The sequence below is a fragment of the Ruegeria sp. CF4 genome, from assembly GCF_056537345.1.
Genome location: NZ_JBQFRJ010000007.1, coordinates 45962 through 68152, shown reverse-complemented (window position 1 = coordinate 68152; position 22191 = coordinate 45962). Strand labels below are relative to the sequence as shown.

General features: G+C 59.8%; 22 protein-coding genes. 12 read left to right on the top strand and 10 right to left on the bottom strand.

The window, feature by feature from the left end; genetic code table 11:
- Positions 1–24 precede the first annotated feature (24 nt).
- From leuS to ACR0NF_RS15125, 4 genes are all read left to right on the top strand, one after another.
- Positions 25–2559 (top strand): leucine--tRNA ligase, encoded by a 2535-nt coding sequence (gene leuS / locus ACR0NF_RS15140; protein ID WP_480471721.1) that lies wholly within the window; start codon positions 25–27, stop codon positions 2557–2559.
- Complete coding sequence (lptE, locus tag ACR0NF_RS15135) at positions 2546–3037, top strand: LPS assembly lipoprotein LptE (RefSeq protein WP_480471720.1); 492 nt, start codon at positions 2546–2548, stop codon at positions 3035–3037. Before leuS ends, lptE begins: the two co-directional genes overlap by 14 nt.
- Positions 3034–4062 carry a DNA polymerase III subunit delta gene (gene holA / locus ACR0NF_RS15130; RefSeq protein WP_480471719.1) on the top strand — a complete coding sequence of 343 codons (1029 nt, stop codon included), beginning with the start codon at positions 3034–3036 and terminating at the stop codon, positions 4060–4062. Before lptE ends, holA begins: the two co-directional genes overlap by 4 nt.
- A gap of 73 nt (positions 4063–4135) precedes the next feature.
- The gene (locus tag ACR0NF_RS15125) at positions 4136–4732 is read left to right on the top strand and encodes a glutathione S-transferase family protein (RefSeq protein ID WP_480778521.1); all 597 of its coding nucleotides are present in this window, start codon (positions 4136–4138) and stop codon (positions 4730–4732) included.
- Here the strand turns inward: ACR0NF_RS15125 and ACR0NF_RS15120 are convergent.
- The gene (locus ACR0NF_RS15120) at positions 4729–5919 is read right to left on the bottom strand and encodes a TIGR03862 family flavoprotein (protein WP_480778520.1); all 1191 of its coding nucleotides are present in this window, start codon (positions 5917–5919) and stop codon (positions 4729–4731) included. The two genes, ACR0NF_RS15125 and ACR0NF_RS15120, sit on opposite strands and share 4 nt — an antisense overlap.
- Before the next feature lie 45 nt (positions 5920–5964).
- Between ACR0NF_RS15120 and ACR0NF_RS15115 the strand changes: the two genes are divergently transcribed.
- Positions 5965–6261 carry an HNH endonuclease gene (locus ACR0NF_RS15115; protein WP_480659806.1) on the top strand — a complete coding sequence of 99 codons (297 nt, stop codon included), beginning with the start codon at positions 5965–5967 and terminating at the stop codon, positions 6259–6261.
- On the opposite strand, the gene ACR0NF_RS15110 is transcribed toward ACR0NF_RS15115, so the two are convergent.
- Genes ACR0NF_RS15110 through ACR0NF_RS15100 form a run of 3 tightly spaced genes read right to left on the bottom strand, consistent with a single transcriptional unit; the run spans position 6262 to position 8350 of the window.
- Positions 6262–7005 carry a VOC family protein gene (locus tag ACR0NF_RS15110; protein ID WP_480778519.1) on the bottom strand — a complete coding sequence of 248 codons (744 nt, stop codon included), beginning with the start codon at positions 7003–7005 and terminating at the stop codon, positions 6262–6264. It abuts the gene before it with no gap.
- Positions 6996–7604, bottom strand: coding sequence for an enoyl-CoA hydratase/isomerase family protein (locus ACR0NF_RS15105; RefSeq protein ID WP_480667847.1), 609 nt, complete (start codon positions 7602–7604; stop codon positions 6996–6998). The genes ACR0NF_RS15110 and ACR0NF_RS15105 overlap by 10 nt, the downstream gene beginning before the upstream one ends.
- The gene (locus tag ACR0NF_RS15100; RefSeq protein WP_480667846.1) at positions 7601–8350 is read right to left on the bottom strand and encodes an SDR family oxidoreductase; all 750 of its coding nucleotides are present in this window, start codon (positions 8348–8350) and stop codon (positions 7601–7603) included. Before ACR0NF_RS15100 ends, ACR0NF_RS15105 begins: the two co-directional genes overlap by 4 nt.
- A 133-nt stretch (positions 8351–8483) precedes the next feature.
- On the opposite strand from ACR0NF_RS15100, the gene ACR0NF_RS15095 reads away from it, so the two are divergent.
- The 5 genes from ACR0NF_RS15095 (at position 8484) to lpxK (ending at position 14485) form a co-directional block, all read left to right on the top strand.
- Complete coding sequence (locus ACR0NF_RS15095; protein WP_480778518.1) at positions 8484–10007, top strand: DUF2125 domain-containing protein; 1524 nt, start codon at positions 8484–8486, stop codon at positions 10005–10007.
- A 127-nt stretch (positions 10008–10134) separates the two neighbouring features.
- Positions 10135–11481, top strand: coding sequence for a TldD/PmbA family protein (locus ACR0NF_RS15090; protein ID WP_480778517.1), 1347 nt, complete (start codon positions 10135–10137; stop codon positions 11479–11481).
- Positions 11468–12268 carry an inositol monophosphatase family protein gene (locus tag ACR0NF_RS15085; RefSeq protein WP_480778516.1) on the top strand — a complete coding sequence of 267 codons (801 nt, stop codon included), beginning with the start codon at positions 11468–11470 and terminating at the stop codon, positions 12266–12268. The genes ACR0NF_RS15090 and ACR0NF_RS15085 overlap by 14 nt, the downstream gene beginning before the upstream one ends.
- Positions 12265–13500: a 3-deoxy-D-manno-octulosonic acid transferase gene (locus ACR0NF_RS15080; protein ID WP_480778515.1), complete on the top strand. Its 1236-nt coding sequence runs from the start codon at positions 12265–12267 to the stop codon at positions 13498–13500. Before ACR0NF_RS15085 ends, ACR0NF_RS15080 begins: the two co-directional genes overlap by 4 nt.
- Entirely contained in the window at positions 13487–14485 is a 999-nt protein-coding gene (lpxK, locus tag ACR0NF_RS15075; protein WP_480778514.1) for a tetraacyldisaccharide 4'-kinase, read from the top strand. The genes ACR0NF_RS15080 and lpxK overlap by 14 nt, the downstream gene beginning before the upstream one ends.
- Before the next feature lie 38 nt (positions 14486–14523).
- Here the strand turns inward: lpxK and ACR0NF_RS15070 are convergent, their stop codons facing one another.
- Together ACR0NF_RS15070 and ACR0NF_RS15065 are read right to left on the bottom strand one after the other, a co-directional pair.
- Positions 14524–15189: a DsbA family protein gene (locus tag ACR0NF_RS15070; RefSeq protein ID WP_480471707.1), complete on the bottom strand. Its 666-nt coding sequence runs from the start codon at positions 15187–15189 to the stop codon at positions 14524–14526.
- Positions 15190–15202: 13 nt separating this feature from the next.
- Positions 15203–15709 carry a DUF721 domain-containing protein gene (locus ACR0NF_RS15065; protein WP_480471706.1) on the bottom strand — a complete coding sequence of 169 codons (507 nt, stop codon included), beginning with the start codon at positions 15707–15709 and terminating at the stop codon, positions 15203–15205.
- Positions 15710–15790: 81 nt separating this feature from the next.
- Here ACR0NF_RS15065 and mutY point away from each other — a divergent pair, with 81 nt between their 5' ends.
- On the top strand, positions 15791–16846 hold the full coding sequence (gene mutY / locus ACR0NF_RS15060; RefSeq protein ID WP_480778513.1) for an A/G-specific adenine glycosylase: 1056 nt from the start codon (positions 15791–15793) through the stop codon (positions 16844–16846).
- 58 nt (positions 16847–16904) lie between these two features.
- A complete protein-coding gene (locus tag ACR0NF_RS15055) occupies positions 16905–18038 on the top strand; it encodes an alkane 1-monooxygenase (RefSeq protein ID WP_480471704.1) in 1134 nt (377 codons plus the stop codon).
- Positions 18039–18117: 79 nt separating this feature from the next.
- On the opposite strand, the gene ACR0NF_RS15050 is transcribed toward ACR0NF_RS15055, so the two are convergent.
- The 4 genes from ACR0NF_RS15050 to ACR0NF_RS15035 form a co-directional block, all read right to left on the bottom strand.
- Entirely contained in the window at positions 18118–19500 is a 1383-nt protein-coding gene (locus ACR0NF_RS15050) for an adenylate/guanylate cyclase domain-containing protein (RefSeq protein WP_480471703.1), read from the bottom strand.
- A 141-nt stretch (positions 19501–19641) separates the two neighbouring features.
- On the bottom strand, positions 19642–20745 hold the full coding sequence (locus tag ACR0NF_RS15045; protein ID WP_480471702.1) for a DNA methyltransferase: 1104 nt from the start codon (positions 20743–20745) through the stop codon (positions 19642–19644).
- Between the two features lie 105 nt (positions 20746–20850).
- Positions 20851–21468, bottom strand: a complete 618-nt coding sequence (locus ACR0NF_RS15040; protein WP_480471701.1) for a ribonuclease HII — start codon at positions 21466–21468, stop codon at positions 20851–20853.
- A 114-nt stretch (positions 21469–21582) separates the two neighbouring features.
- Complete coding sequence (locus ACR0NF_RS15035) at positions 21583–22044, bottom strand: hypothetical protein (protein WP_480471700.1); 462 nt, start codon at positions 22042–22044, stop codon at positions 21583–21585.
- Positions 22045–22191: the final 147 nt, after the last annotated feature.

The window sequence follows — 22191 nt, the reverse complement described above, 5'->3', positions numbered from 1 at the left end:
TTTTCATTCACGAAGGACCGCACGATGTCGCGCTATTCGGCCACCGAAATCGAAGCAAAATGGCAAGAGGCCTGGGACAAGGCCGGAATCTTCGCCGCCAACCACAAGGCGGACAAGCCGAAATACTACGTGCTTGAGATGTTCCCCTACCCGTCCGGCCGAATCCATATGGGGCATGTGCGCAACTATACGATGGGCGACGTGATCGCGCGTCATAAACTGGCGACCGGCCACAACGTGCTGCATCCGATGGGGTGGGATGCGTTCGGGATGCCCGCAGAGAACGCGGCGATGGCTATTGGCGGGCACCCCAAAGACTGGACCTATGGCAATATCGCTGACATGCGCGGGCAAATGAAGCCGCTGGGCCTGTCGATCGACTGGTCGCGCGAGTTCGCTACCTGTGACCCCGAATATTATGGCCAGCAGCAAGCGCTGTTTCTGGATATGCTCGAGGCCGGGCTGGTCTACCGCAAGAACGCCGTGGTGAACTGGGATCCGGTCGATATGACCGTTCTGGCCAATGAACAGGTGGAGAACGGGCGCGGCTGGCGCTCGGGCGCGCTGGTGGAACGGCGTGAACTGACTCAATGGTTCTTCAAAATCTCGGATTACTCCGAAGAACTGCTCGACGCGCTAGACACGCTCGACAACTGGCCCGCCAAGGTGCGCCTGATGCAGGAGAACTGGATCGGCAAGTCGCGCGGTCTGCAATTTGGCTTTGAACGCACCGATGGCGGCGAGCCCATTACTGTCTATACGACTCGCCCCGACACGCTGCTGGGCGCGTCTTTCGTCGGTATTTCACCGGACCATCCGATTGCCAAACAGCTTGAGGCCGAGAACTCAGAAGTTGCTGAGTTCGTTGCAGAATGCCGTAAGGGTGGCACCACGGAAGAGGCCATCGAGACAGCTGAAAAGCTTGGTTACGACACCGGCATCAAGGTCAAACACCCGCTGGACCCGAATTGGGAACTGCCGGTTTGGATCGCGAACTTCATCCTGATGGATTACGGCACCGGCGCGATCTTTGCCTGCCCGGCACATGACCAGCGCGACCTCGACTTCTGCCGCAAATACGGCTTGCCCGTAGTCGATACATTCTTTGCGCTGGATGATGATACGCCGGTCGACAAGATCGCCTTTGTTCCACCTAAGACGGAAAAAGTACGCTGGGTGAATCACTTTGCGGGCCTGACCGAAGCCACCGGGGATGAGGCGATCAACGCAACCGTTGATTTCGCAGAAAAGGCGGGCTGGGGCGAAGGTGTTACCAAGTACCGCCTGCGCGATTGGGGCCTCAGCCGCCAACGCTATTGGGGCTGCCCGATTCCCGTGGTGCATTGCGAAAGCTGCGGTGTGGTGCCCGAAAAGAAAGAAAACCTTCCGGTCCGCCTGCCCGACGATGTCACCTTCGACAAACCGGGCAATCCGCTGGACCGCCACCCGACCTGGCGTGACTGTGCCTGCCCGAAATGTGGTGCCCCGGCCAAGCGCGAGACCGACACGATGGACACATTCGTCGATTCGTCATGGTATTTCGCCCGTTTCACCGCCCCACGCGCCGAAACGCCGACCAATCTGGCAGAAGCTGAATACTGGATGAATGTCGACCAGTACATCGGCGGCATCGAGCACGCGATTCTGCACCTGCTTTATTCCCGCTTTTTCGCGCGGGCGATGCAGATCACCGGCCACCTGCCCAAGAAAGCCATCGAGCCTTTCGACGCGCTGTTCACCCAAGGCATGGTAACGCACGAGATTTACCAAACTCGCGATGCCAATGGCCGCCCGGTCTATCACCTGCCCGAGGATGTGACCGACGGCAAACTGGCCGACGGCACCGAGGTCGAAATTATCCCTTCGGCCAAGATGTCGAAATCCAAGAAGAATGTGGTCGATCCAGTCAGCATCATTTCTGCCTTCGGCGCAGACACAGCGCGCTGGTTCGTGCTGTCCGATTCGCCACCCGAACGTGACGTGGAATGGACAGCCTCTGGGGCCGAGGCCGCGTTCAAGCATCTCAGCCGCGTGCATCGCATCGCGTCCGAGATCGTAGAATCAGACGTACCCGCCAATGGCGAAGACGAAATCCTGCTGCGCGAGATGCACAAAGCGATCCACGATGTGTCCGGGGGCGTCGAATCCTTTGGCTTCAACGCTTCGATCGCCAAGCTTTATGCCTTCACCAACACTTTGGCGAAATCCAAGGCAGGTACCGACGCCAAGCGCCAAGCCGCCAAGACGCTGGCGCAGCTGATGTCGCCCATGACCCCGCACCTGTCCGAAGAGCTGTGGCAAATGCTGGGCGGCGAAGGTCTGGTGGCGACCGCTGCATGGCCCGTCGCGGATGAGGCGATGCTGGTCGATGACACCGTCACCCTGCCCATCCAGATCAACGGCAAGCGCCGCGCGGAAATCAGCGTTCCCAAGGATATGGCCAAGGACGAGGTTGAAAAAATCGCGCTCAGCACCGAAGCTGTGCAAAGGGCGCTGGATGGTGCCGCGCCAAAGAAAGTCATCGTAGTTCCCGGACGGATCGTGAATGTCGTCGTTTGACCGCAGAACCCTGATCTTGATGCCGTTGGCCTTAGCGGCCTGCGGCTTTGAACCGGTCTATGCACCCGGCGGATCGGGGACAGCTTTGGACGGGAAAGTGGCCGTCTCGGCCCCGAATAACGTCGACAGTTTCCTGCTGGTTCAGAATCTGGAACGTAAACTGGGCCGAAGTGCTACATCCGGCAGCGATTATGCGTTGGACGTGCAGGTGTCAACGGTCACCCGCGCCGCGTCGATCACCACGTCGAATGAAACCACGCGTTACACCATCGACGGGCGGGCCACCTATGCGCTGAAATCCAACAATACCGGTCAGATCCTTGCCTCGGGCACGGTCACCGAGTTTGTCGGGTACTCTGCCGCTGGGTCGACCGTTTCGACGCTGGCGGATGAGCGTGACGCCAAGGAACGGCTGATGGTGATCCTGTCAGATCAGATCGTCACCCGCCTTTACGCCACACCGGGCCTGATCACATGAAGCTTAGCCCGCGTGAGGCCGAGGGCTATTTCGCCAAGCCGGACGCGGACAAGGCCGGTCTGTTGATCTACGGGGCCGACGCTATGCGCGTCGCACTGAAACGGCAACAGGCTCTGGCAGCCCTTCTCGGACCCAGTGCAGAAGAAGAGATGCGCCTGAGCCGTATCCCCGGAGCCGATCTGCGCGGCGACCCCGCATTGTTGCTTGATGCGGTCAAAGCAGTTGGCTTTTTCCCCGGCCCGCGCGCGGTGTTTGTCGAGGATGCAACCGAGACCGCCGCTCCTTCGATCCTCGCTGCGCTCGAAGATTGGGCGGCAGGCGATGCCCAAATCATCGTGACCGCAGGCCAACTCAAACCAAGCTCGAAAATCCGTAAAGCGTTTGAGGCGCATCCGGCCACTTATGCTGTCGGCATCTATGACGATCCGCCCTCACGAGCCGAAGTTGAACGCATTGTCTCACGGGCCGGGCTGCAGAACATCCCGCGCGACTCGATGTCGGCGCTCAGCGAATTGGCCTTGGCGCTCAGCCCCGGTGATTTCACGCAAACCGTTGATAAATTGTCGCTTTACAAACAGGGCGATGCGTCTGAGCTGAGCATCGAGGATATCGAGGCCTGCGCCCCGCGCTCGACCGAGGCCGCTCTGGATGACGTGCTGAACGTTGTCGCCGAGGGCCGCACGGGCGAGATCGGGCCGCTGATCCGGCGGTTGCAAGCACAGGGCACCAATGGGGTCACGCTTTGCATTGGGGCGACCCGGCATTTTCGAACACTCTATACTTGCGCCGCAGACCCCGGTGGTGCGGCGCAGGGCATCGGCAAGCTGCGTCCGCCGGTCTACGGCAAACGCCGCGATCGTATCCTGCGTCAGGCACAAGGTTGGGGTGCCGCCAAGCTGCAGACGGCGCTGACAGTGCTGACCGATACCGATCTGTCCCTGCGCTCGGCCGGTCAAACTGCGCCCGCAATGGCGCTGGTTGAACGTGCTATGATCCGTTTGGCCATGCTGGCGCGGTCTCGTTGACCGCGGGTTTCGCTTGACCCGTTTCCGATGGCGGGCACACTGCCCAAAGATTGTGAACCAGCAGGATATAAGCATGTACAAGCTTTACGGCCCCGTTATGACCCGCACGTCACGGGTGGTTTGGATGTTGGAAGAAATGGGGGAACCCTATGAACTGGACCCGGTCGCCCCACGCTCGCCCGAGATTTTGGCGCTGAACCCTTCCGGCAAGGTTCCGGTGTTGGTCGATGAGGACCGCGCAATCAACGACAGCTCGGCCATCATGACCTATCTGGCAGACAAGCATGGGGTTCTGACATACCCTGCCGGAACCATCGAGCGGGCCGAACAAGATGCGTTATTCCACACAATTCTGGACGAGATAGATGCAGTTTTGTGGGTCGCGACGCGGCACAAGTTCATCCTGCCCGAAGACAAGCGTGTTCCGGCAATCCGCGACTCGATCACGTGGGAATTCGATCACAACTTTCAGCGGCTCGAAAAACGCTTCAAGGGACCGTTCCTGATGGGGGACAAGATGACCATCGCGGACATCCTTCTGATCCACTGCATGAGCTGGGCAAAAAATGCAGGTTTCCCGCTGAATTCCGAAGTTCTAAGCGCCTACGGCAAAGACATGCGCCAACGTCCGGCCTATCTGAAAATGGCCGGGATGGCGGCGACCGCTTAGCCGAGCGGGCGTGCAGTGAGATACTCAGCGGCGGCACGCCCCGCCCAACGGCCTGTGGCAAGGCAGGCGGTCAGCAGATAGCCGCCTGTCGGTGCTTCCCAGTCCAGCATTTCTCCGGCGCAGAATATTCCGGGCAGGGCTTTCAGCATTAAGCCCTCATCCAAGGCGCTGCGCGCTACACCTCCGGCGGTTGAGATCGCCTCGTCCATCGGGCGCAGGCCAGAATGTCGAACAGGCAAATGCTTCAGCGTCGCGATCCAATCTGATTGCGTCAACGGATGGCCCTTGGTCATCTCATGAAACAGGGCAATCTTTTGTGGCGGCAGGCGCAATGTGTTTTTCAGCCAGTGCGATAGCGTTGCTTTGAGTTTCTTGGCTGCCAAGCGCGCCTGCAATGTCTGGGCCGTGACATCGGGCACCAGATCGATATAGAGCGGCGCGCCTTCACGCAACGCTGGCGTCAGAGAATAAAGACCGCCTCCTTCCAACCCCTTGGCTGAAATGGCAGCTTCGCCCCGGCTGGTCAGGTCACCGACTACCCAACGAACGGATTTCAGGGCAGCCCCAAAATGCGGCTGCATGTAAGGACTCCATTCCACCGAGAGCGCCGAATTCGACGGAGCGAAGGGGGCCAGTTCAACGCCCTTTTCCGATAGACCCGAGGCCCAGGCCCCGTCAGAGCCCAGTCGCGCCCAACTGGCCCCTCCCAGCGCCAGTACCGTTACATCAGGGTTGAGGCGTTGTTCACCGTCCGGCGTTTCGAACACCAGCGCCCCCTCTCGCCACCCGATCCAGCGCCAACGGGTCCGAATCTGCACACCCGCCTCATCCAGCCGCGCCAGCCAGGCACGCAACAAGGGCGAGGCTTTCATGACCTTGGGAAACACGCGTCCGGTTGAGCCGGTAAACAACTCCTGCCCCAGATCCTGCGCCCACCCCCTCACAGCTTGTGCGTCAAACGCATGGATCATCGGCTGCAGCCACGTCCCAGCCTCGCCATAAGCGGTCATCAGGGTTTCGAACGGCTCATCCTTGGTCAGGTTCAGCCCTGACTTGCCTGCCATCAGGAATTTGCGCGCGACCGAAGGTTTTGCCTCTGCCACCAGCACCTGATGACCGGCGATGGCCAGTTGCTCAGCCGCCATCAGCCCTGCGGGGCCTGCACCGATCACCACTGCTTGCGCCATCGCGCCCCTCTTGCCCTGCTCGCGCATCGACGCGAGATTACTCTTATGGCGAACACCGATCCGATCTGCCCGCTCTGCGACCGCCCGATCCCCGATGGGGGCGGCAGCCTGCACCATCTGATCCCAAAACTCAAAGGAGGCAAGGGCGGGCCGACTGTCTTGCTACATCAGATCTGCCATAAAGAGGTGCACGCGACCCTGACCGAGGCCGAACTAGCGCGCAATTTCAACTCGATTGAGGCCTTGCGCGCGCATCCGAGGCTTGAGAAATTCCTGATCTGGGTCCGCAAACGCCCCCCCGGGTTTCGCTCCAAAGTGCCGGGCAAGCGGCGAGGACGCTGATCAGGCGGGCAGGATCGGATCGCCGAATGCGTCTTGCCGCTCGGCCTCCAGCCCTTCGATTTCGATCCCGAGATAATCGGGCACCGGGGCGAACTGTGCCCCCGCGATGTGCTGAAACTCAAGCGTCGTATACGGTCGTTTCCACAGCCATTCGCGGTTCTCTACGGCCCACAGATCGGGGTTGGGTGGTGTCTCATCGGTGAACGCGTAGAAATGCAGATCGAACCCGTAGGGCGCAACTTCCTGCATCGACAGCAAGCACATCCCCAGTTTGCGGCAAAAGGCATCTTCGGCGACGATATCGCCCGTTCTCAGGGTGATCTGACCGATACAGGCCCCGGCAAACGGGGCCTCCGCATTTGCAATTCCGTCTGGCCGGTTGCCCTCGAAATCATGTTGCAGAAGCTCGATCACGAAACCTTCGGGGTCGCTTAGGTGGCACATATAGCCGATGTCTATGAACTGATGCGGTGTACTGACGGCTATGCCCTTCCGACGCAGGAAATCGGCGGCCAGATCGACATCGGGCAATGTGATACCGATCTTCCAGTACCGCTGCCCCTGATCATGTGTGTATCCACCCCCGCCCGGCATCAGAAGCAGATCGGTCCCTTGTCCGGAATAGCTGAGACGACGGTTGGGCCCTTCGATCTGAACAGTCATACCGAGCGCGTCGCGATAGAATGCGGCCAGGCGGTCCGGATCAGCAACCCGCAGTCGCAACGCGGCGAGCCTCATGGGCATAACCGAGCGATCCCGGTGGCAATCGTGGGATCGGCGGTTACAGAATCTGCCACCAGTTCCCGTGCAGTTGGCATCAGCAGATCCGGCTCGACCACACGGTCGACCAGTCCGAACGCATAGGCCTCATCTGCGGTGATCTTCTGCCCAGCCATCAGGATCAGCTTGGTGCGCGCCGGACCAATCAAAGCCGCCATGCGTTTCGGGTCCGATGGCTGCGGCAGAAAGCCCAGCTTCATAACCGGATAGAAGAATTTTGCCGACGGCACCGCGATGCGCAGATCACAGGCCATAACCATCCCATTCGCCCCACCGGCCAGCGTGCCATTCAGCGCAGCCACTGTCAGGCAGGGCAGCGCTGCTATAGCGCCCGATAATCTCTCCCATAGGTCAGAGGTGGCAAGTCCCGCCCTCGCTTCGTCCAGATCTGCACCAGCGCTGAAGACACGCCCGGCACCGGTCAGGATCAAGGCCCGGGCTTCGGTGGCAGCCTCGGCGATCTGGACCAATTCGCCCAGCATCGCCGCAGTCAAAGCGTTGGCCTTGTCCGGGTTATTCAGGGTAACCGCCCAGAGGCCGTCTTCCTTGGTCAGATCAATCACGTGAGGCCGATCCTTTTGCGGATATCTTCATTGCGCAGCGAAATCTCGGTGCCCCGGAATTCATCCGCATCCGATGAGCACATCCACAGCATCGCCCGCGCGGGCCAGTCAGCCGGGATATGATCGTCCCAATCCAGCTGGCTGACCGGGTTGATACCACTGGCCTTGATCACCCGCTGCATGTCGGTGGCCACGGTGCCCGGCGACAAACCCATGGCACGGATACCATGATGCGCCTCCTCCAGATGCAAACACTCGGTCAGCATCTTCGCACCGGCTTTCGATGCGCAGTAGTGGCTCCAGGCCTCAACCGGGTTCGACGCAGCACCGGACGAGACCGTCAGCACCGTGCCCCCACCCGCGGCGCGCATGATGGGCAGGGCGGCGCGCATGCCGTAGAAAACACCTTTGAGATTGATATCGATTGCCGAGCTCCAAGCGGAAACATCTGCGTTGGACATATGAAAGATCGGATCGATCACCCCGGCATTCCCGACCAGAACATCCAGCGATCCAAACCGATCCACGCAATCGGCCACCACCTGTTCAACCTGCGCAAAGTCACTGACATCGCAGGCCAACGCGATCACGTTATCGCCAAGTGCGGCAGCCAGTGCCTCAATCTGATCACGGCTGCGCGCCACCAGCACCACATTGGCCCCGGCTGCGGCAAAAACGCGCCCGGCTTCGGCACCGATACCTCGGCTGGCCCCCGTTATCAGTACGGTTTTCCCTTGCATTTGCATCGTTTAAATCCCTGCATTTGAAATTGTGTAAAGTCGTACAGCGGAAATGGGGAACTGGTCCACCCCTTGCCCCTTGACGCTGACCGCGACAGGCACGACGATGCCGGCAAAATTGATCAAGAAGGGTTCTCTTATGACTGTTTTCCTTCGCCGGAGCTGCGGCGCAGCGCTGGCTTATGCCGTTGCAACTCAGGGCGCGTTTGCAGAAATCACCGCCAATGATGTCTGGGCCGACTGGCAGGCCTATCTGGGCGGCATGGGCTATGAAGTGACAGGCGACCAGAGCACATCTGGCGACGTCACCACGATCGCAAACATGACCATGGCCATGGCCCTGCCTGAGACCGATGGGCAGTTCAACATGGTCATCCCTGAAATGACCCTGACCGAAAACGGCGATGGAACCGTCAATATCGATTTCCCCGACAGCTTCCCAGTGTCGATCTCGGGCGAATCCGACGGAGAAGCATTTTCAGCCGATCTGCTTTATACGCAGGACGCGCTGAATATGGTCGTCTCTGGCACCCCGGAAGAGATGACCTATGACTACACGGCAAACAGCCTGACGCTGGCACTGGATTCGATGAAATTCGGCGAGGAAGCCGTATCGCAAGACGTGCTGGGCCTGAACTTTACGATGAACGAGGTTGCGGGCTCTTCGCTGATGAAAATCGGCGAAATGCGCGATATCGCGCAGAAGTTCACCGCAAGCACCATGTCTTATGACGTGGCCTTCGACGAACCTGACAGTGACGACGACGGTCGGATCAGCGGCAAGCTGGACGATCTGGCATTTGAAGGTGATACAACAATCCCGGCGGGGTTTGATGTGACCAACGTGCAGGATCTGTATGGAGCCGGATTTGCGGCATCCGGTACATTTACCTATGGCTCAGGCAGCACCGAAATGGCCGGAACCGCCGAGGGTGAAGCATTTTCGCTGAGCAGCAGTTCCGAGGGCGGCGAATTCACCGGCAGCATTGATGCCCAGCGCCTGGTGTACGACCTTGTGCAAAACAGCACCAAACTGGCGGTAACCACGGCTGATCTGCCCTTCCCGATCGAGATCGCGATGGCCAATGCCGGGCTGAAGCTTGAGATTCCGGTTGCGGCCTCGGAAGAAATCCAGCCCTTTGGGTTTGGCCTGAACCTGACCGATTTCACAATGTCCGACGTGTTGTGGAGCCTCTTCGACCCCGCAGGCGCCCTGCCCCGTGACCCGGCCACGATTGCGCTGGATACGACCGGCACCGCCAAAGTGCTCGTCGATTTCATGGACCCGGAAGCAGTCGAAGCGCTTGAGACCTCGGAAGTAGCACCGGGTGAACTGCATTCGCTGAAGATCAACGAATTGCTGGTCTCACTGGTCGGTGCCGAGCTTACGGGCGATGGCGACTTCAAGTTCGACAACTCGAACACTGAGGCTTTTGATGGCATGCCTGCCCCGTCGGGTGTCGCCAATCTGAAACTCGTCGGAGCCAATGCGCTGCTCGATACGCTGATCGGTATGGGTTTTGTGTCCGAAAACGATGCACTCGGCGCGCGGATGATGATGGGTCTGATGGCGGTTCCGGGTGAGGAACCCGATACGCTGAACTCGACAATCGAGTTTACCGAGGACGGCCAGATCCTGGCGAACGGCCAGAGGATCAAGTAGCAGAAACTTCGGGACAAGCCGCAAGGGCGGCCTGTCCCACCCAAGGCAGGCGGCGCAAATGGATCGCAGGCCTTGCGGGACGCACGCTCCGAGGCTAGGTCCAAGACATCAAGACCCCGGAGGCTTCATGAACAGAACACCTCAAGACATCAGCCACGATTTGCTGGATGCGGCGCGCAAAGCGGGGGCCGAGGCGGCGGATGCCATTGTTATCGATGGCTCATCCGTATCGGTCGAGGTCCGCAGCGGTGCGCTGGAACATGCAGAGAGGTCCGAGGCCACGGATCTGGGGCTGCGCGTCTTCCTAGGCAAGCGCCAGGCAATTGTCTCCAGCTCTGACAGTCGCCCCGACACGCTGACCGCGATGGCCGAACGTGCGGTCGCCATGGCTCGCGAAGCGCCCGAGGACCCGTTTACCGGCCTCGCTGATCCGGATCAGTTGATCAGCGATTGGAACATGGACGCGTTTGAGCTGTTCGACCCGACGCCCGAACCCAGCGCCGATTCGCTGATGCAGGATGCACTGGCCGCCGAGGCTGCGGCGCTTGAGGTGGATGGGGTCACACAAGTTTCGGATGCGGCAGCGGCTTATGGCACCCATCGTGTCCACCTTGCCGCGACCAATGGGTTTTCCGGCGGCTATGCACGCAGTAGCCGCTCAACCTCCTGCGTTGCGATTTCCGGTGAAGGTACCGGGATGGAGCGTGACTATGACGGTGATAGCCGAAGCTTTCAGTCTGACCTTCGCAGCCCGTCCGAGATTGGCCGCACGGCCGGTGAACGTGCCGTTTCCCTTATGGGCGCGCGCAAACCGCAGACCGGCAGCTTTCCGGTTCTGTTTGATGAACGTATCTCGTCCTCACTGATCGGTCACTTGCTGGCCGCCAGCAATGGCGCAGCCATAGCGCGCGGAGCCTCGTGGCTGAAAGAAAGCCTTGGCGAGCAGGTTCTGCCCGAGCATCTGTCCCTGATCGAAGACCCACACCGCCCGCGCATTTCAGGCTCGCGCCCGTTTGATGCCGAAGGTTTGGCGACACAACGCCGGGCCATCGTGGAAGATGGTGTTTTGACCGGCTGGACGCTGGACCTGGCCAGCGCCCGCAAACTGGACATGACCTCAACCGGGAACGCTGCGCGCGGCGTGTCGGGCCCTCCGTCTCCCAGCAACTGGAACCTCAGCCTGACGCAGGGCGAGCGCAGCCGCGCTGATCTGCTGCGCGACATGGGAACGGGATTGCTGGTAACCTCAATGATCGGGTCGACCATCAATCCCAATACCGGCGACTATTCACGTGGGGCCTCGGGCTTTTGGGTGGAAAACGGTGAGATCACTTACCCTGTCAACGAATGCACCATCGCAGGCAACCTGCGGGACATGCTGATGCGGATCGTTCCGGCCAATGACGCACGGCCTTACCTGTCGCGCGTGGTACCGTCGTTGCTGATCGAAGGGATGACACTTGCCGGCAACTGACCTGTCTTTGTTGATTGATGCCGCTCTTGAAGCCGGAAAGATCGCCACCCGTTTTACCGGGCCGCAGGCACAGCGCTGGGACAAACCCGATGGCGCGGGGCCGGTGACCGAGGCCGATCTGGCCGTCAACGCCATGCTCGAGCGTGATTTGCGGGCCGCCCGGCCCGACTATGGCTGGCTCAGCGAAGAGACCGAAGACTCCGCCGACCGCCTGACCCGTGATCGTTCGTTCATCATCGATCCGATCGATGGCACCCGCAGCTTTGCCGAAGGTTCGCGCACCTGGGCGCATTCTCTGGCCATTGCAGAGCAAGGAGACGTGATTGCAGCTGTCATCTACCTTCCTATGCGCGACCTGCTTTATGCGGCATCGCGTGGGCAGGGGGCAACGCTGAATGGTGCAACGATCCGCGTCTCAGGCCAGACCCGCCTGCCTGAGGCCGAGATTCTGGCTGCAAAACCCAATCTAGACGCGCGCCACTGGTTGTCAGGCTCGGCCCCCGCGTTCAAACGTGTCTATCGCCCCTCGCTGGCCTATCGCATGGCGCTGGTGGCACAAGGGCGGTTCGACGGGATGCTGACACTTCGCCCCAGTTGGGAATGGGACATAGCTGCAGGCGACCTGATCCTGCGCGAAGCGGGTGGGTTATGTACTGATCGCATGGGCCAGCCTCTGCGCTTCAACAATGCTCATCCGCGCCTTAACGGTGTGGTCGCCGCCGGACCCGCTTTGCATGCAGGACTTCATGACCGGCTTGATCCCAGCGGCACCGGGATCGCTCCATGAGCAAGCCCGGATCTCTCAGCCTTGCAGCCTATCGGGTACTGTCCTGGGGCGTTCCGCAAAGCGGCGGGTACGCAGACACGCCCCGCCCCGAAGGTGAGTTGCTTTGGGTCCATGTCAGTACACCCGACCGGTTGCGCGCCGTCGATGATCTGTGCCGCCGCCTGCTGTCTGCACGGCCAGGATTGTCGATACTGATGACCGCCCCCGCCGAGGCTGACCTGTCCGAGTGGAAAGGCTGCAGTTTTGCGATCGTCTGTTTGCCCGCCGACCAGGCTGGGGCCGCGCGGACTTTTCTCGATCACTGGCAGCCAGACATGGCCTTGTGGTTCGGAGGTGGGCTTTTACCCAATCTCATCAGCCGCGCGCAAGAACAGGCCACACCCCTGATCCTGCTTGAGGCATCAGTTGACGTAAAAACTGCGCGGGGTGGGCGATGGCTGCCGGATATCAAGCGTTACACCCTGGATTGCTTCGATTCGATCCTTACCCCAAGCGATGAGATCGCCCGCCAAATCCGTCGCCTTGGCATCGACTCGGCCAAAATCTCTGTCGCTCCATCCTTGCATATCAGCCCGAACCCCCACCCCTGGCCCGAAGATGAGTTGATCGAAACCAACCATGCATTGGCCGGGCGACCCGTCTGGCTGGCTGCGTGGGTTCAGGACAAAGAATTCATATCGGTGCTGAGCGCCCACCGGCAGGCGTTGCGTATGCTGCCGCGATTGGCGCTTGTGCTGCATGTGGCCGACATGTCCGAAGCAACTCCGCTGTATAAACGGCTTGAAGCCATGGATTTGCGCTGCGCCAATTGGGATGAGGGCCACCCGATCGAGGATACAACGCAAGTCATTCTTTCTGCCGCACCCGAAGATCTTGGGTTATGGCACCGCGTCTCGGCCGTCACATTCATGGGAAACTCGCTGGAACGCAGCGCAGGCGGATGCGACCCGTTGATCGCTGTTGCATTGGGATCGGCCGTTATACATGGCCCCCATGTGAGCAAGCATCGCAATATCTATGATCGGCTCGACCAGGTCGGTGCAGCGATGACGATCAAATCCGCAACTGAACTGGGGGATGGTGTCGTGGAGCTGCTGGCCCCGGACCGCACCGCCGACATGGCACTGGCGGGATGGCAGATGGTAACCGAAGGGGCGCCGCAGGCTGACCATCTGATTGATCTGGTTCAGGACACGCTGGATCGACGGAGGGCTGAAGATGCGCGCTCCTGAATTCTGGAACACTCCCCCCGATCAGCTTGACCTGCGTGCCCGGCTGCTGGCCCCGCTCGGTCATCTCTACGCCGCAGCTACTGCTCGAAGAGTTGCAAAGGAACCCGGCTTCAAGCCCGGCGTTCCAGTCATCTGTATCGGCAATCTCAACGCGGGCGGTACCGGCAAGACCCCGACGGTAATCTGGATGCTCGAACGTCTGCGCGACAAATGGCACCAGCCGCATGTGGTCACACGTGGCCATGGCGGATCTTTGGAAGGGCCGGTCAAAGTTGACCCACGCAAGCACAGCGCTGCGCAGGTCGGGGATGAACCCCTGCTGCTGGCCGCCTTCGCCGATGTCTGGGTCGCCAAGGATCGCGCCGCCGGGGCGCAGGCCGCCGCTGAGGACGGCGCAACGGCCATTGTGTTGGATGACGGGTTTCAGAACCCTGCGGTCGCCAAGGATTTCTCGGTCATCGTCGTCGATGCCGAGCGCGGCTTCGGCAACGGTCTGTGCTTGCCTGCTGGCCCACTGCGCGAGCCCGTCGCCATCGGCCTGAAACGCGCCGATCTTGTTTTATCTCTGGGTGCTGACGATGCGCAGGCCTCGTTTGCCAAGCGCTGGGGTCCGGCGTTGACCGTTCCTCATGCCAGAGGTGAGGTGTGCCCGCTGCAAACCGGGATGGATTGGGCAGAAACACCTGTTCTGGCCTTCGCAGGCATCGGCCATCCGGAAAAGTTCTTTGCCACCTTACGCCAGCAGGGTGCCCGGCTGTTGCGGTCTGAGGCGCTGGATGACCACCAGCCACTGACCGCTGCTCTGATGACACGGCTCGAAAATGAATCCCGCGCTCTGGGGGCCCAGCTGGTGACCACCGAAAAAGACGCTGTTCGCCTTCCAGCCTCATTCCGCAACAAGGTACTGACGCTGCCGGTGCGATTACAGATTGATGAGGATGAAAAGATCAAAGAGATGTTGGCACAGATCGCCCCATCACCCTGAAAGACAGGCCAGCCCTTGGCGGGCTGGCCTGTTGAGATTTAGCTGCCGAGTTCGTCTTCGATCAGCTTCTTGAATTCGTCGTAAGACTGGTTGTCGACCTGCTTGCCATTCACCACGAAAGACGGGGTCGCCTGAATGCCGTCGCGTTCGGCGTTCTCCTGATACCAAGCCACAAGGGTCTGGGCACGGGTGCCATCCTGCAGGCAGGCCTCAAGCTGGTCATTGTCGATACCGGCCAGACGACCAATCTTGCGTAGTTCGTCCACGATCTCGGCCGGACCACCGGCACGAGTCCATTCGGACTGACCTTCATAGATCAGATCGGTGATGCCAAAGAATTTCTCGGGCCCCGCGCAGCGCGCAACCATCGAGGCCCAGAGACCATAGCGGTCAAAGTAAACCTCGCGATAGATGAACTTCACCTTGCCGGTATCGATGAAATCCTTCTTGAGCTGCTTATAGGCACCTTGGTGGAAGTTCGCGCAATGCGGGCAGGTATAGGAGGCATATTCGATGATCTCGACCGGCGCATCTTCGGCGCCCTGCACCATCTCGACGACGGTCGATGTATCCAGATCAGCCTCCTGCGCCTCGGCCGCGCTGACCAAAGGATAAGCTGGGGTCGATGAATTCGAGAGCGACAGCCAATAGCCGCCAGCGGCGACGGCGACGGCCGCACAGATTACGGTTGCAATACGGCTCATGCTAAGCCCTTTCTTAGTGTTTCTGTCTGGATAAAACGTTGCGACCGAGACGTTCAAGGGCCGCACGCAAATCTTCATCATTTACATCGCGTGACACTTTGTCCGCCTCGGCGGCAATCTCCGTAGAAATCGTGGGTTTTACCACCTTCGGTTTGTGATCGAAACTGGCCTGCCCCTCAGCAAATCCGGTCGGAGCGGTCTGGGTGATGCGCACGCGGCTGATCGCGTTGAAGCCATAGACCGCGTTCACCTTGTCGCGCAGCTGTTCGCGCTGCATGTCCAGCATCGCAGCCTGTGGCCCGGTGGTCAGGACCGTCAAAGTAGCTCCGAACCCACCTTTGGCATATCCCACCTTCACCGGCTGAGCGATCGAGGCGATATCCTGCCCGACAATCTCGGCCCAGTGGGTCAACAGACGCGACACAGCAAAGCCCCGGCTCTCACCGGCGCGCCTGATCTGGTCGTTCAGCAAAGTCGCGGTGCGTTTGAACCCGCGGGTCGTGGACCGTTTGCGCTGCATCTGGTTTCCAACTCCTGTGCCGCTATTGTAATGGGCAGGAAACCGGGTGCCAGCAAAACCCGACAGGGAGATGAATAAAACTTGCGTGATTCCACTGAATTCACCGTGAGCGCCGCGTTGTTGGACTGGTATGACCGCCATGCCCGCGAAATGCCCTGGCGTGTGGGTCCTGCTCAGCGCGCTGACGGCGTGCAGCCCGATCCTTACCAAGTCTGGCTGTCCGAAGTGATGCTGCAGCAAACGACGGTCGCTGCGGTGCGTGACTATTTCATGCGGTTCACCACGCGCTGGCCAAACGTGCAGGCCCTGGCTGCGGCCCCGGATGATCAGGTGATGGCGGAATGGGCTGGGCTGGGCTATTACGCCCGCGCCCGCAACCTGCTGAAATGCGCGCGCGTCGTGGCGCAGGATCATGGGGGGCGGTTCCCCGACACTTATGAGGCTCTGCTGAAACTGCCCGGTATCGGCCCCTATACCGCTGCCGCGATCTCGGCCATTGCCTTTGATCAGCCCGAGACAGTGCTGGACGGCAACGTCGAACGGGTCATGGCGCGATTTTTCGATATTCACGACCCATTTCCGGGGTCCAAACTTGTGCTGAAAGAGAAAGCCACAGCGCTGACCCCAACCCTCCGCCCAGGAGACTACGCCCAGGCGGTGATGGATTTGGGGGCCACCATCTGCAGACCCAAATCACCCGCTTGCGGCATCTGTCCTTTGCGTAATCCCTGCCAGGCACGGATCGCTGGTACTCAGGCCGAGCTTCCGCGCAAGACACCAAAACAGCCCAAACCCACGCGCCACGGGCATATCTATATCGCGCAAGACGCGAGCCAAGCCCTCCTACTGGAGCGGCGCCCCGACAAAGGCCTGCTGGGCGGCATGCTCGGCTGGCCCGGATCGGAATGGTCGGAGGCCCCGCCCGAGGCCCCTCCGTTCCCCGCCGACTGGCAAGTCCTGCCGGGCGAAGTGCGCCACACCTTTACCCATTTTCACCTGATCCTGCGCGTCTGGATCGCTGATTTGCCCGAAGGCGCGCCAACCGGCGATCTGATCCTGATCGACAAGCACGCCTTCCGCCCCAGTGATCTACCAACGGTGATGCGCAAGGCCCATGCGCTCTGGCGCGGCCAATAGCGCGTTGTGAATCTAACGCAAACATGGCTAGGTGAAGGCAACAGACCCGAGCGCCAAAATGATCGCACCAGACACCCTGTCCCGCTGGCAATCCGCCCTTCCCTACTGGATCTCGATCCTGTTGATCCCGCTGATCTGGGCCACGACACTGGCGGGAGGCTGGTGGGTTCTTCTGGTCCCGCTCTCAACTTGGTGGGCCTTTGCCGTGCTCGATCAGTTGACCGGGCTGAACCTCGAAAACGCCGACCCTGACACGCCCGAAACCGGGTTACGCTGGTACATCCTGCTGACCAAGCTTTGGGCTCCGATACAGTTCCTGACGTTGTTTGGCCTGATCTGGTACGTGACCCGCGCGGACCTGTCGACGCTGGAAAAGATCGGCGTTTTCTTTGGTATGGGCGTGATTTCAGGCACGATCGGGATCAACTACAGCCATGAGCTGATGCATCAGAAAGGCCGCCTTGAACGCTGGCTGGGCGATATCCTTCTGGCCATGGTGCTTTATTCCCATTTCAGGTCCGAACACCTTCTGGTCCATCACCGCTATGTCGCCACCCCACGTGACCCGGTAACAGCCCTCTATAACGAAGGGTTCCACCGCTTCTACCCTCGCGTGCTGCGTCAAAGCTTGATCTCAGCCTTCCGCACCGAGCGCGAAAAGCTGGCCCGCAAGGACCGCCCGTGGAGTGATCGCGCCAACCCGTTCTGGCGCTACTGGGTGTTGCAGGGCGCGATGCTGTTTCTGGCCCTGTTGGTCGGAGGCTGGTCCGGCGTGGCCTTGTTCCTGCTGCAGGCCGGAACCGCAATCTGGCAACTCGAACTGGTCAACTATGTCGAGCACTACGGCCTGACCCGCAAATACCTCGGCGATGGTAAATACGAACACGTCCGGCCCTGCCATTCCTGGAATGCCTCGCAGAAGGCATCGAACTGGCTGCTGATCAATCTGCAGCGCCACTCGGATCACCACTACAAGCCCAATCGTCGGTTCCCGCTGCTGCAGCACCATTCACAGGATACCGCACCACAATTGCCCTATGGCTATCCGGTAATGACCGTGACCGCGATGATCCCGCCCCTCTGGCGTCGGGTTATGAACCCCCGCGTGCGAGCATGGCGACGGCAATACTATCCCGAGATCACCAACTGGCTGCCCTACAACAAAGCTCAAAACCCCAGACCCGGGGCGTGACCACAGCGCGCGCCCGCGCGCTGCCCGACCCAACCGTCAGAGCTGCATCTGCGATGCTGCGCTGATGGGCGGGAGGACCTCAGTCTGCCATCACCCAGATATCCATCGGCGCCTCAACCCCGCGTACGGCTTGCCGTGGCTTGGCTTCAAAGCCGGCCATGGCGTCCAGAGCGGAGGGATTTTCTTCCGCAACCCGTGCCCGCACGGCATCACTCACAATGATACGGGCATGGAAATCGCGGGTCAGCGCCTCAAGCTTGGCGGCGACATTCACCGCATCTCCGATCACCGCAAATTCCAGACGGTTTGCGCCAATGTCCCCTAAAACCACAGAGCCAAAGTGCACTCCGATCCCAACATGGATTTCCGGTTCTCCGGCCCGACGGCGATCCATGTTCCAGCGGTCGATCACCCCAACCATCGCACGCGCACAGCCCAGCGCGTTGCTCGCATCCAAGGGCGTTGGCACCGGCGTGCCAAAAGTCGCCATCAACCCGTCCCCCAGATACTTGTCCAGCGTTCCGTGATGGCGGAACACCTCAGTCTCCATCCGTGCGTGAAAGCCGCGCAAGACCTCGATCACCTCGTAAGGATCACGCCCCGCCGCGTATTTGGTAAATCCGACGATATCGATGAACAGAACCGCCACATCTTCCTTGCGGATCTGTTTCAAAGGCTCATCGTTCTGGCTCAGCTCATCCACAACATTGGGCGAGAAATAACGCGACAGATTGGCCCGCTCACGCTCTAACCCGGCATTGCTCATCAATAAGCGATTGAGGCGACGCATCGAGATACCGAGCGTGACGGCAACCATGACGAACACGATTACCTGCTGGATGCGCATGGTCGGCATGAAACTGTTCGGGTCCATGAACTCGGCCACATCCGGATAGCCCGACAACGCTTCTGCCACCCTCTCGCTGATTCCCGGAATTGGCGTTGCCACCCACCAGGCGATGATCCAGCCCGCCGTCCACATTCCCGCGGTCCAGGTTCCAATGGCGATCACCGTGCGCCAGGAATAGGCCAACGTGCCTGCGGCCAGGATGATGAAGAAATACTGAAAATTATCGAACCGGTACTGCATCGCCAAAGGCCGCACATCATCGCTGAACGGGTTGGGAATGATCATGCCCAGCGTCATGATCAGCAGGTCCACGAAGATCAAAAGCAACTCGGTCCGGGATTGCCCGACCCGACCTGCGCGCTGGATCAGCCAGCCATTGGCGCAGATCAGCAGCAGGATGAAATGATACCACATCACCTCCCATTGCGGATTGAGGTAGATCAGCAGCAGCCCCGTAAGCCCCATCGCCACCCAGCGGGCACGCACGGCCAGTTCCAGTCCCTCGCGCTTGTGTCGTTCGAGGGTGGCTTCGGTGTATTTGTTGTTCAGATCGAACGTGTCGGGTTGCGTGAAAAACAGGCTGCGAGGTCTGCGCACGGTGGTCTCGGTCATGGCCGTGATCTTTCTTGCGACGTATAGAGGCTGCCCCATGCAACCACTGTTTATGAGAAAACAAAAGACCCCGCCGTAGCTTCGGCGGGGCAAGGCTTAGTGCCTAGTGTCAGGCCACAGGCACCGGCGGTATTTGCAATATCAGTTGTGCATCTCGGCCCGGATCTGCTGACGCAGAACATCAATCGGAACCGTCTTGCCATCACGTTTGAAACACCAATAGGTCCAGCCGTTGCAAGACGGCGCATTTTCCAGATGCGCCCCGACCTGGTGGATCGAACCTTTGACGTTGTCGCCCACCAGCGTACCGTCAGCCCGAACCTTGGCCTTATGTCGCTGGTTCATGGAATAGAGCTCTTCACCCGGGCGCAGCATGCCGCGTTCAACCAACTGGCCAAAGGGCACGCGCGGCTCGGCGCGTTTGCTGGCGCTGACCTCCAACGCCTCGCGGTCAAATTTACGGACCTTGGCGATACGCTTCTCGGCCACCTTGCGATAGCTTTCCTCACGCTCGATTCCGATGAACTCACGCCCCAGCATCTTGGCGACAGCTCCGGTGGTACCAGTGCCGAAGAACGGGTCTAGCACCACATCACCCGGATTGGTCGAACCAATCAGAACGCGATGCAGCAGCGATTCCGGTTTCTGCGTCGGATGTGCCTTGTCTCCGTTTTCGTCCTTCAGGCGCTCATGCCCGGTGCAGATCGGCAGAACCCAGTCACTGCGCATCTGCACGCCTTCATTCAGCGCCTTCAGCGCCTCATAGTTGAAGGTGTATTTCGCGCCTTCCCGCTTGGAGGCCCAGATCATCGTCTCATGCGCGTTGGTGAATCGCTTGCCGCGGAAGTTCGGCATGGGGTTCGACTTACGCCAAACGACGTCATTCAAAATCCAATACCCGGCATCCTGCAAGGCCGATCCGACGCGGAAGATGTTGTGATAAGACCCGATCACCCAGATCGCACCGTTGGGTTTCAGCAGACGATGCGCTGCCTTCAACCATTCGCGCGTGAACTGGTCATAGGCCCCAAAACTGGAGAATTGATCCCAGTGATCATCGACCGCATCCACCTGAGAGTTATCGGGCCGATGCAACTGACCTTTCAGCTGCAGGTTATACGGCGGGTCCGCAAAAATCAGGTCAACCGACGCCTCGGGCAGACTGTTCATCATCTCGATGCAGTCCCCGGATAGGATCGTGTTTAAAGGGAGCGCGGTTGCGCCCTTCGTCTTGATTGTGGTCATATCACTGCCTCAGTTCCACGGCGCTTTTGCGCTCATTTGGTTGAGACAAGGATGAGTCAAAGATGATTCGCCGTCAATTTCTTTTTTGAATCAGCGACTTACGATTTACTCTTGATACAAGATATTGTGGACAGGTTTGAAGGAACGTCTATGGTGTGGGGTCACGCCGAGATTTCGCAGCGCCTCGCGGTGCTGTTTTGTCGGATATCCGGCATTTGCCTCCCAGCCATAGCCCGGGTGCTGTTGCGCCAAATCCACCATCAACCGATCGCGCCAGTTCTTGGCAAGGATCGAGGCCGCCGCAATCGACACCGACCGTGCATCCCCCTTCACCACCCCCTCAGACGGAATTTCCAATCCGCGCGGAATCAGATTTCCATCAATCAGCAGGAAACCCGGCGCCGGATCCAGCTGCGCCACCGCGCGCTCCATCGCCAGATGCGAGGCGCGTAGGATGTTGTGCGCGTCGATCTCAGCGACTGAGGCTTCGGCAATGGCCACGTCCGCCCGTTCGCGCAGCACAACCTCAAGTGCGCCGCGGCGCTTGGCAGTCAGCTTTTTAGAGTCGTTCAGCCCTGCGGGAATATCCTCCGGGTTCAAAACCACCGCAGCGGCAACGACAGGGCCAGCTAACGGCCCGCGTCCAACCTCGTCCACACCGGCAATTCTGAGATAGCCGTGTGCCAGCAAGGCTTGTTCAAGTGCAAAATCAGGTGTCGACATGCCTGTGGCAAATCGCGTTTCAAAGGCAGACGCAAGAAAAAAGAAGAGGGCAGCTTGCGCCACCCTCTCCCAGCGTGACGCTTCTTTGGCGCCACTCCTGCTCGAAACCGGTTACTAGTAAAAGACGCGGTATCCTTTCTGGCGCAGGCAAGCGGGTTCGTATGCCCGTTTTACCTTTTTACCATTCCAGAAACCAACCTTGCACTGGTGGGGCAGGCTATCTGCATATTTGTAGTGTTTCTTGAGGCAGTTCGGCCCAAGCAACGGATGTTTTTTCGAATAGGCATTGAACGTGCGCAGGCAGCGCTGTGGCAGATTATAGCGCGCGACACGATCAGGCAGCGGGCGCACATGGGGCTTTTTCTTCTTGGAAGCCTTCTTGCGCTTATGTTTCTTGCGGCGCTCTTCTTCCTCGCGCTTTTCATCCTGATAGTAATTCACTGCCGCACCCAGAATGGCGAGCGCCGCCAACCCGCCGAGGATATCCCGAGTATCAGCAGCGCGCGCCTGTGAAACAGAGACTCCTGTAATGGCGATGGCTGTGGCAATAATCAGAGCGATAAACTTCCGGTGCATGTTTCATGTCCTTTCGGATATTGGGGCAGGCCCATATCGGACCGCGTATTTGATGCATCGACACTGCGACCGCCCCGTCCAGACAAGCAATAACGGCAAGTTGTTATCCAATATCAGGCCTCCAAACCCCTTGAGTTATTGAATATC

Bases quoted from the DNA above. Each gene is read 5' to 3' on its own strand.
- leuS (WP_480471721.1), top strand. From the start codon at position 25: ATGTCGCGCTATTCGGCCACCGAAATCGAAGCAAAATGGCAAGAGGCC.
- lptE (WP_480471720.1), top strand. From the start codon at position 2,546: ATGTCGTCGTTTGACCGCAGAACCCTGATCTTGATGCCGTTGGCCTTA.
- holA (WP_480471719.1), top strand. From the start codon at position 3,034: ATGAAGCTTAGCCCGCGTGAGGCCGAGGGCTATTTCGCCAAGCCGGAC.
- ACR0NF_RS15125 (WP_480778521.1), top strand. From the start codon at position 4,136: ATGTACAAGCTTTACGGCCCCGTTATGACCCGCACGTCACGGGTGGTT.
- ACR0NF_RS15120 (WP_480778520.1), bottom strand. From the start codon at position 5,919: ATGGCGCAAGCAGTGGTGATCGGTGCAGGCCCCGCAGGGCTGATGGCG.
- ACR0NF_RS15115 (WP_480659806.1), top strand. From the start codon at position 5,965: ATGGCGAACACCGATCCGATCTGCCCGCTCTGCGACCGCCCGATCCCC.
- ACR0NF_RS15110 (WP_480778519.1), bottom strand. From the start codon at position 7,005: ATGCCCATGAGGCTCGCCGCGTTGCGACTGCGGGTTGCTGATCCGGAC.
- ACR0NF_RS15100 (WP_480667846.1), bottom strand. From the start codon at position 8,350: ATGCAAATGCAAGGGAAAACCGTACTGATAACGGGGGCCAGCCGAGGT.
- ACR0NF_RS15095 (WP_480778518.1), top strand. From the start codon at position 8,484: ATGACTGTTTTCCTTCGCCGGAGCTGCGGCGCAGCGCTGGCTTATGCC.
- ACR0NF_RS15090 (WP_480778517.1), top strand. From the start codon at position 10,135: ATGAACAGAACACCTCAAGACATCAGCCACGATTTGCTGGATGCGGCG.
- ACR0NF_RS15080 (WP_480778515.1), top strand. From the start codon at position 12,265: ATGAGCAAGCCCGGATCTCTCAGCCTTGCAGCCTATCGGGTACTGTCC.
- lpxK (WP_480778514.1), top strand. From the start codon at position 13,487: ATGCGCGCTCCTGAATTCTGGAACACTCCCCCCGATCAGCTTGACCTG.
- ACR0NF_RS15070 (WP_480471707.1), bottom strand. From the start codon at position 15,189: ATGAGCCGTATTGCAACCGTAATCTGTGCGGCCGTCGCCGTCGCCGCT.
- ACR0NF_RS15065 (WP_480471706.1), bottom strand. From the start codon at position 15,709: ATGCAGCGCAAACGGTCCACGACCCGCGGGTTCAAACGCACCGCGACT.
- ACR0NF_RS15055 (WP_480471704.1), top strand. From the start codon at position 16,905: ATGATCGCACCAGACACCCTGTCCCGCTGGCAATCCGCCCTTCCCTAC.
- ACR0NF_RS15050 (WP_480471703.1), bottom strand. From the start codon at position 19,500: ATGACCGAGACCACCGTGCGCAGACCTCGCAGCCTGTTTTTCACGCAA.
- ACR0NF_RS15045 (WP_480471702.1), bottom strand. From the start codon at position 20,745: ATGACCACAATCAAGACGAAGGGCGCAACCGCGCTCCCTTTAAACACG.
- ACR0NF_RS15040 (WP_480471701.1), bottom strand. From the start codon at position 21,468: ATGTCGACACCTGATTTTGCACTTGAACAAGCCTTGCTGGCACACGGC.
- ACR0NF_RS15035 (WP_480471700.1), bottom strand. From the start codon at position 22,044: ATGCACCGGAAGTTTATCGCTCTGATTATTGCCACAGCCATCGCCATT.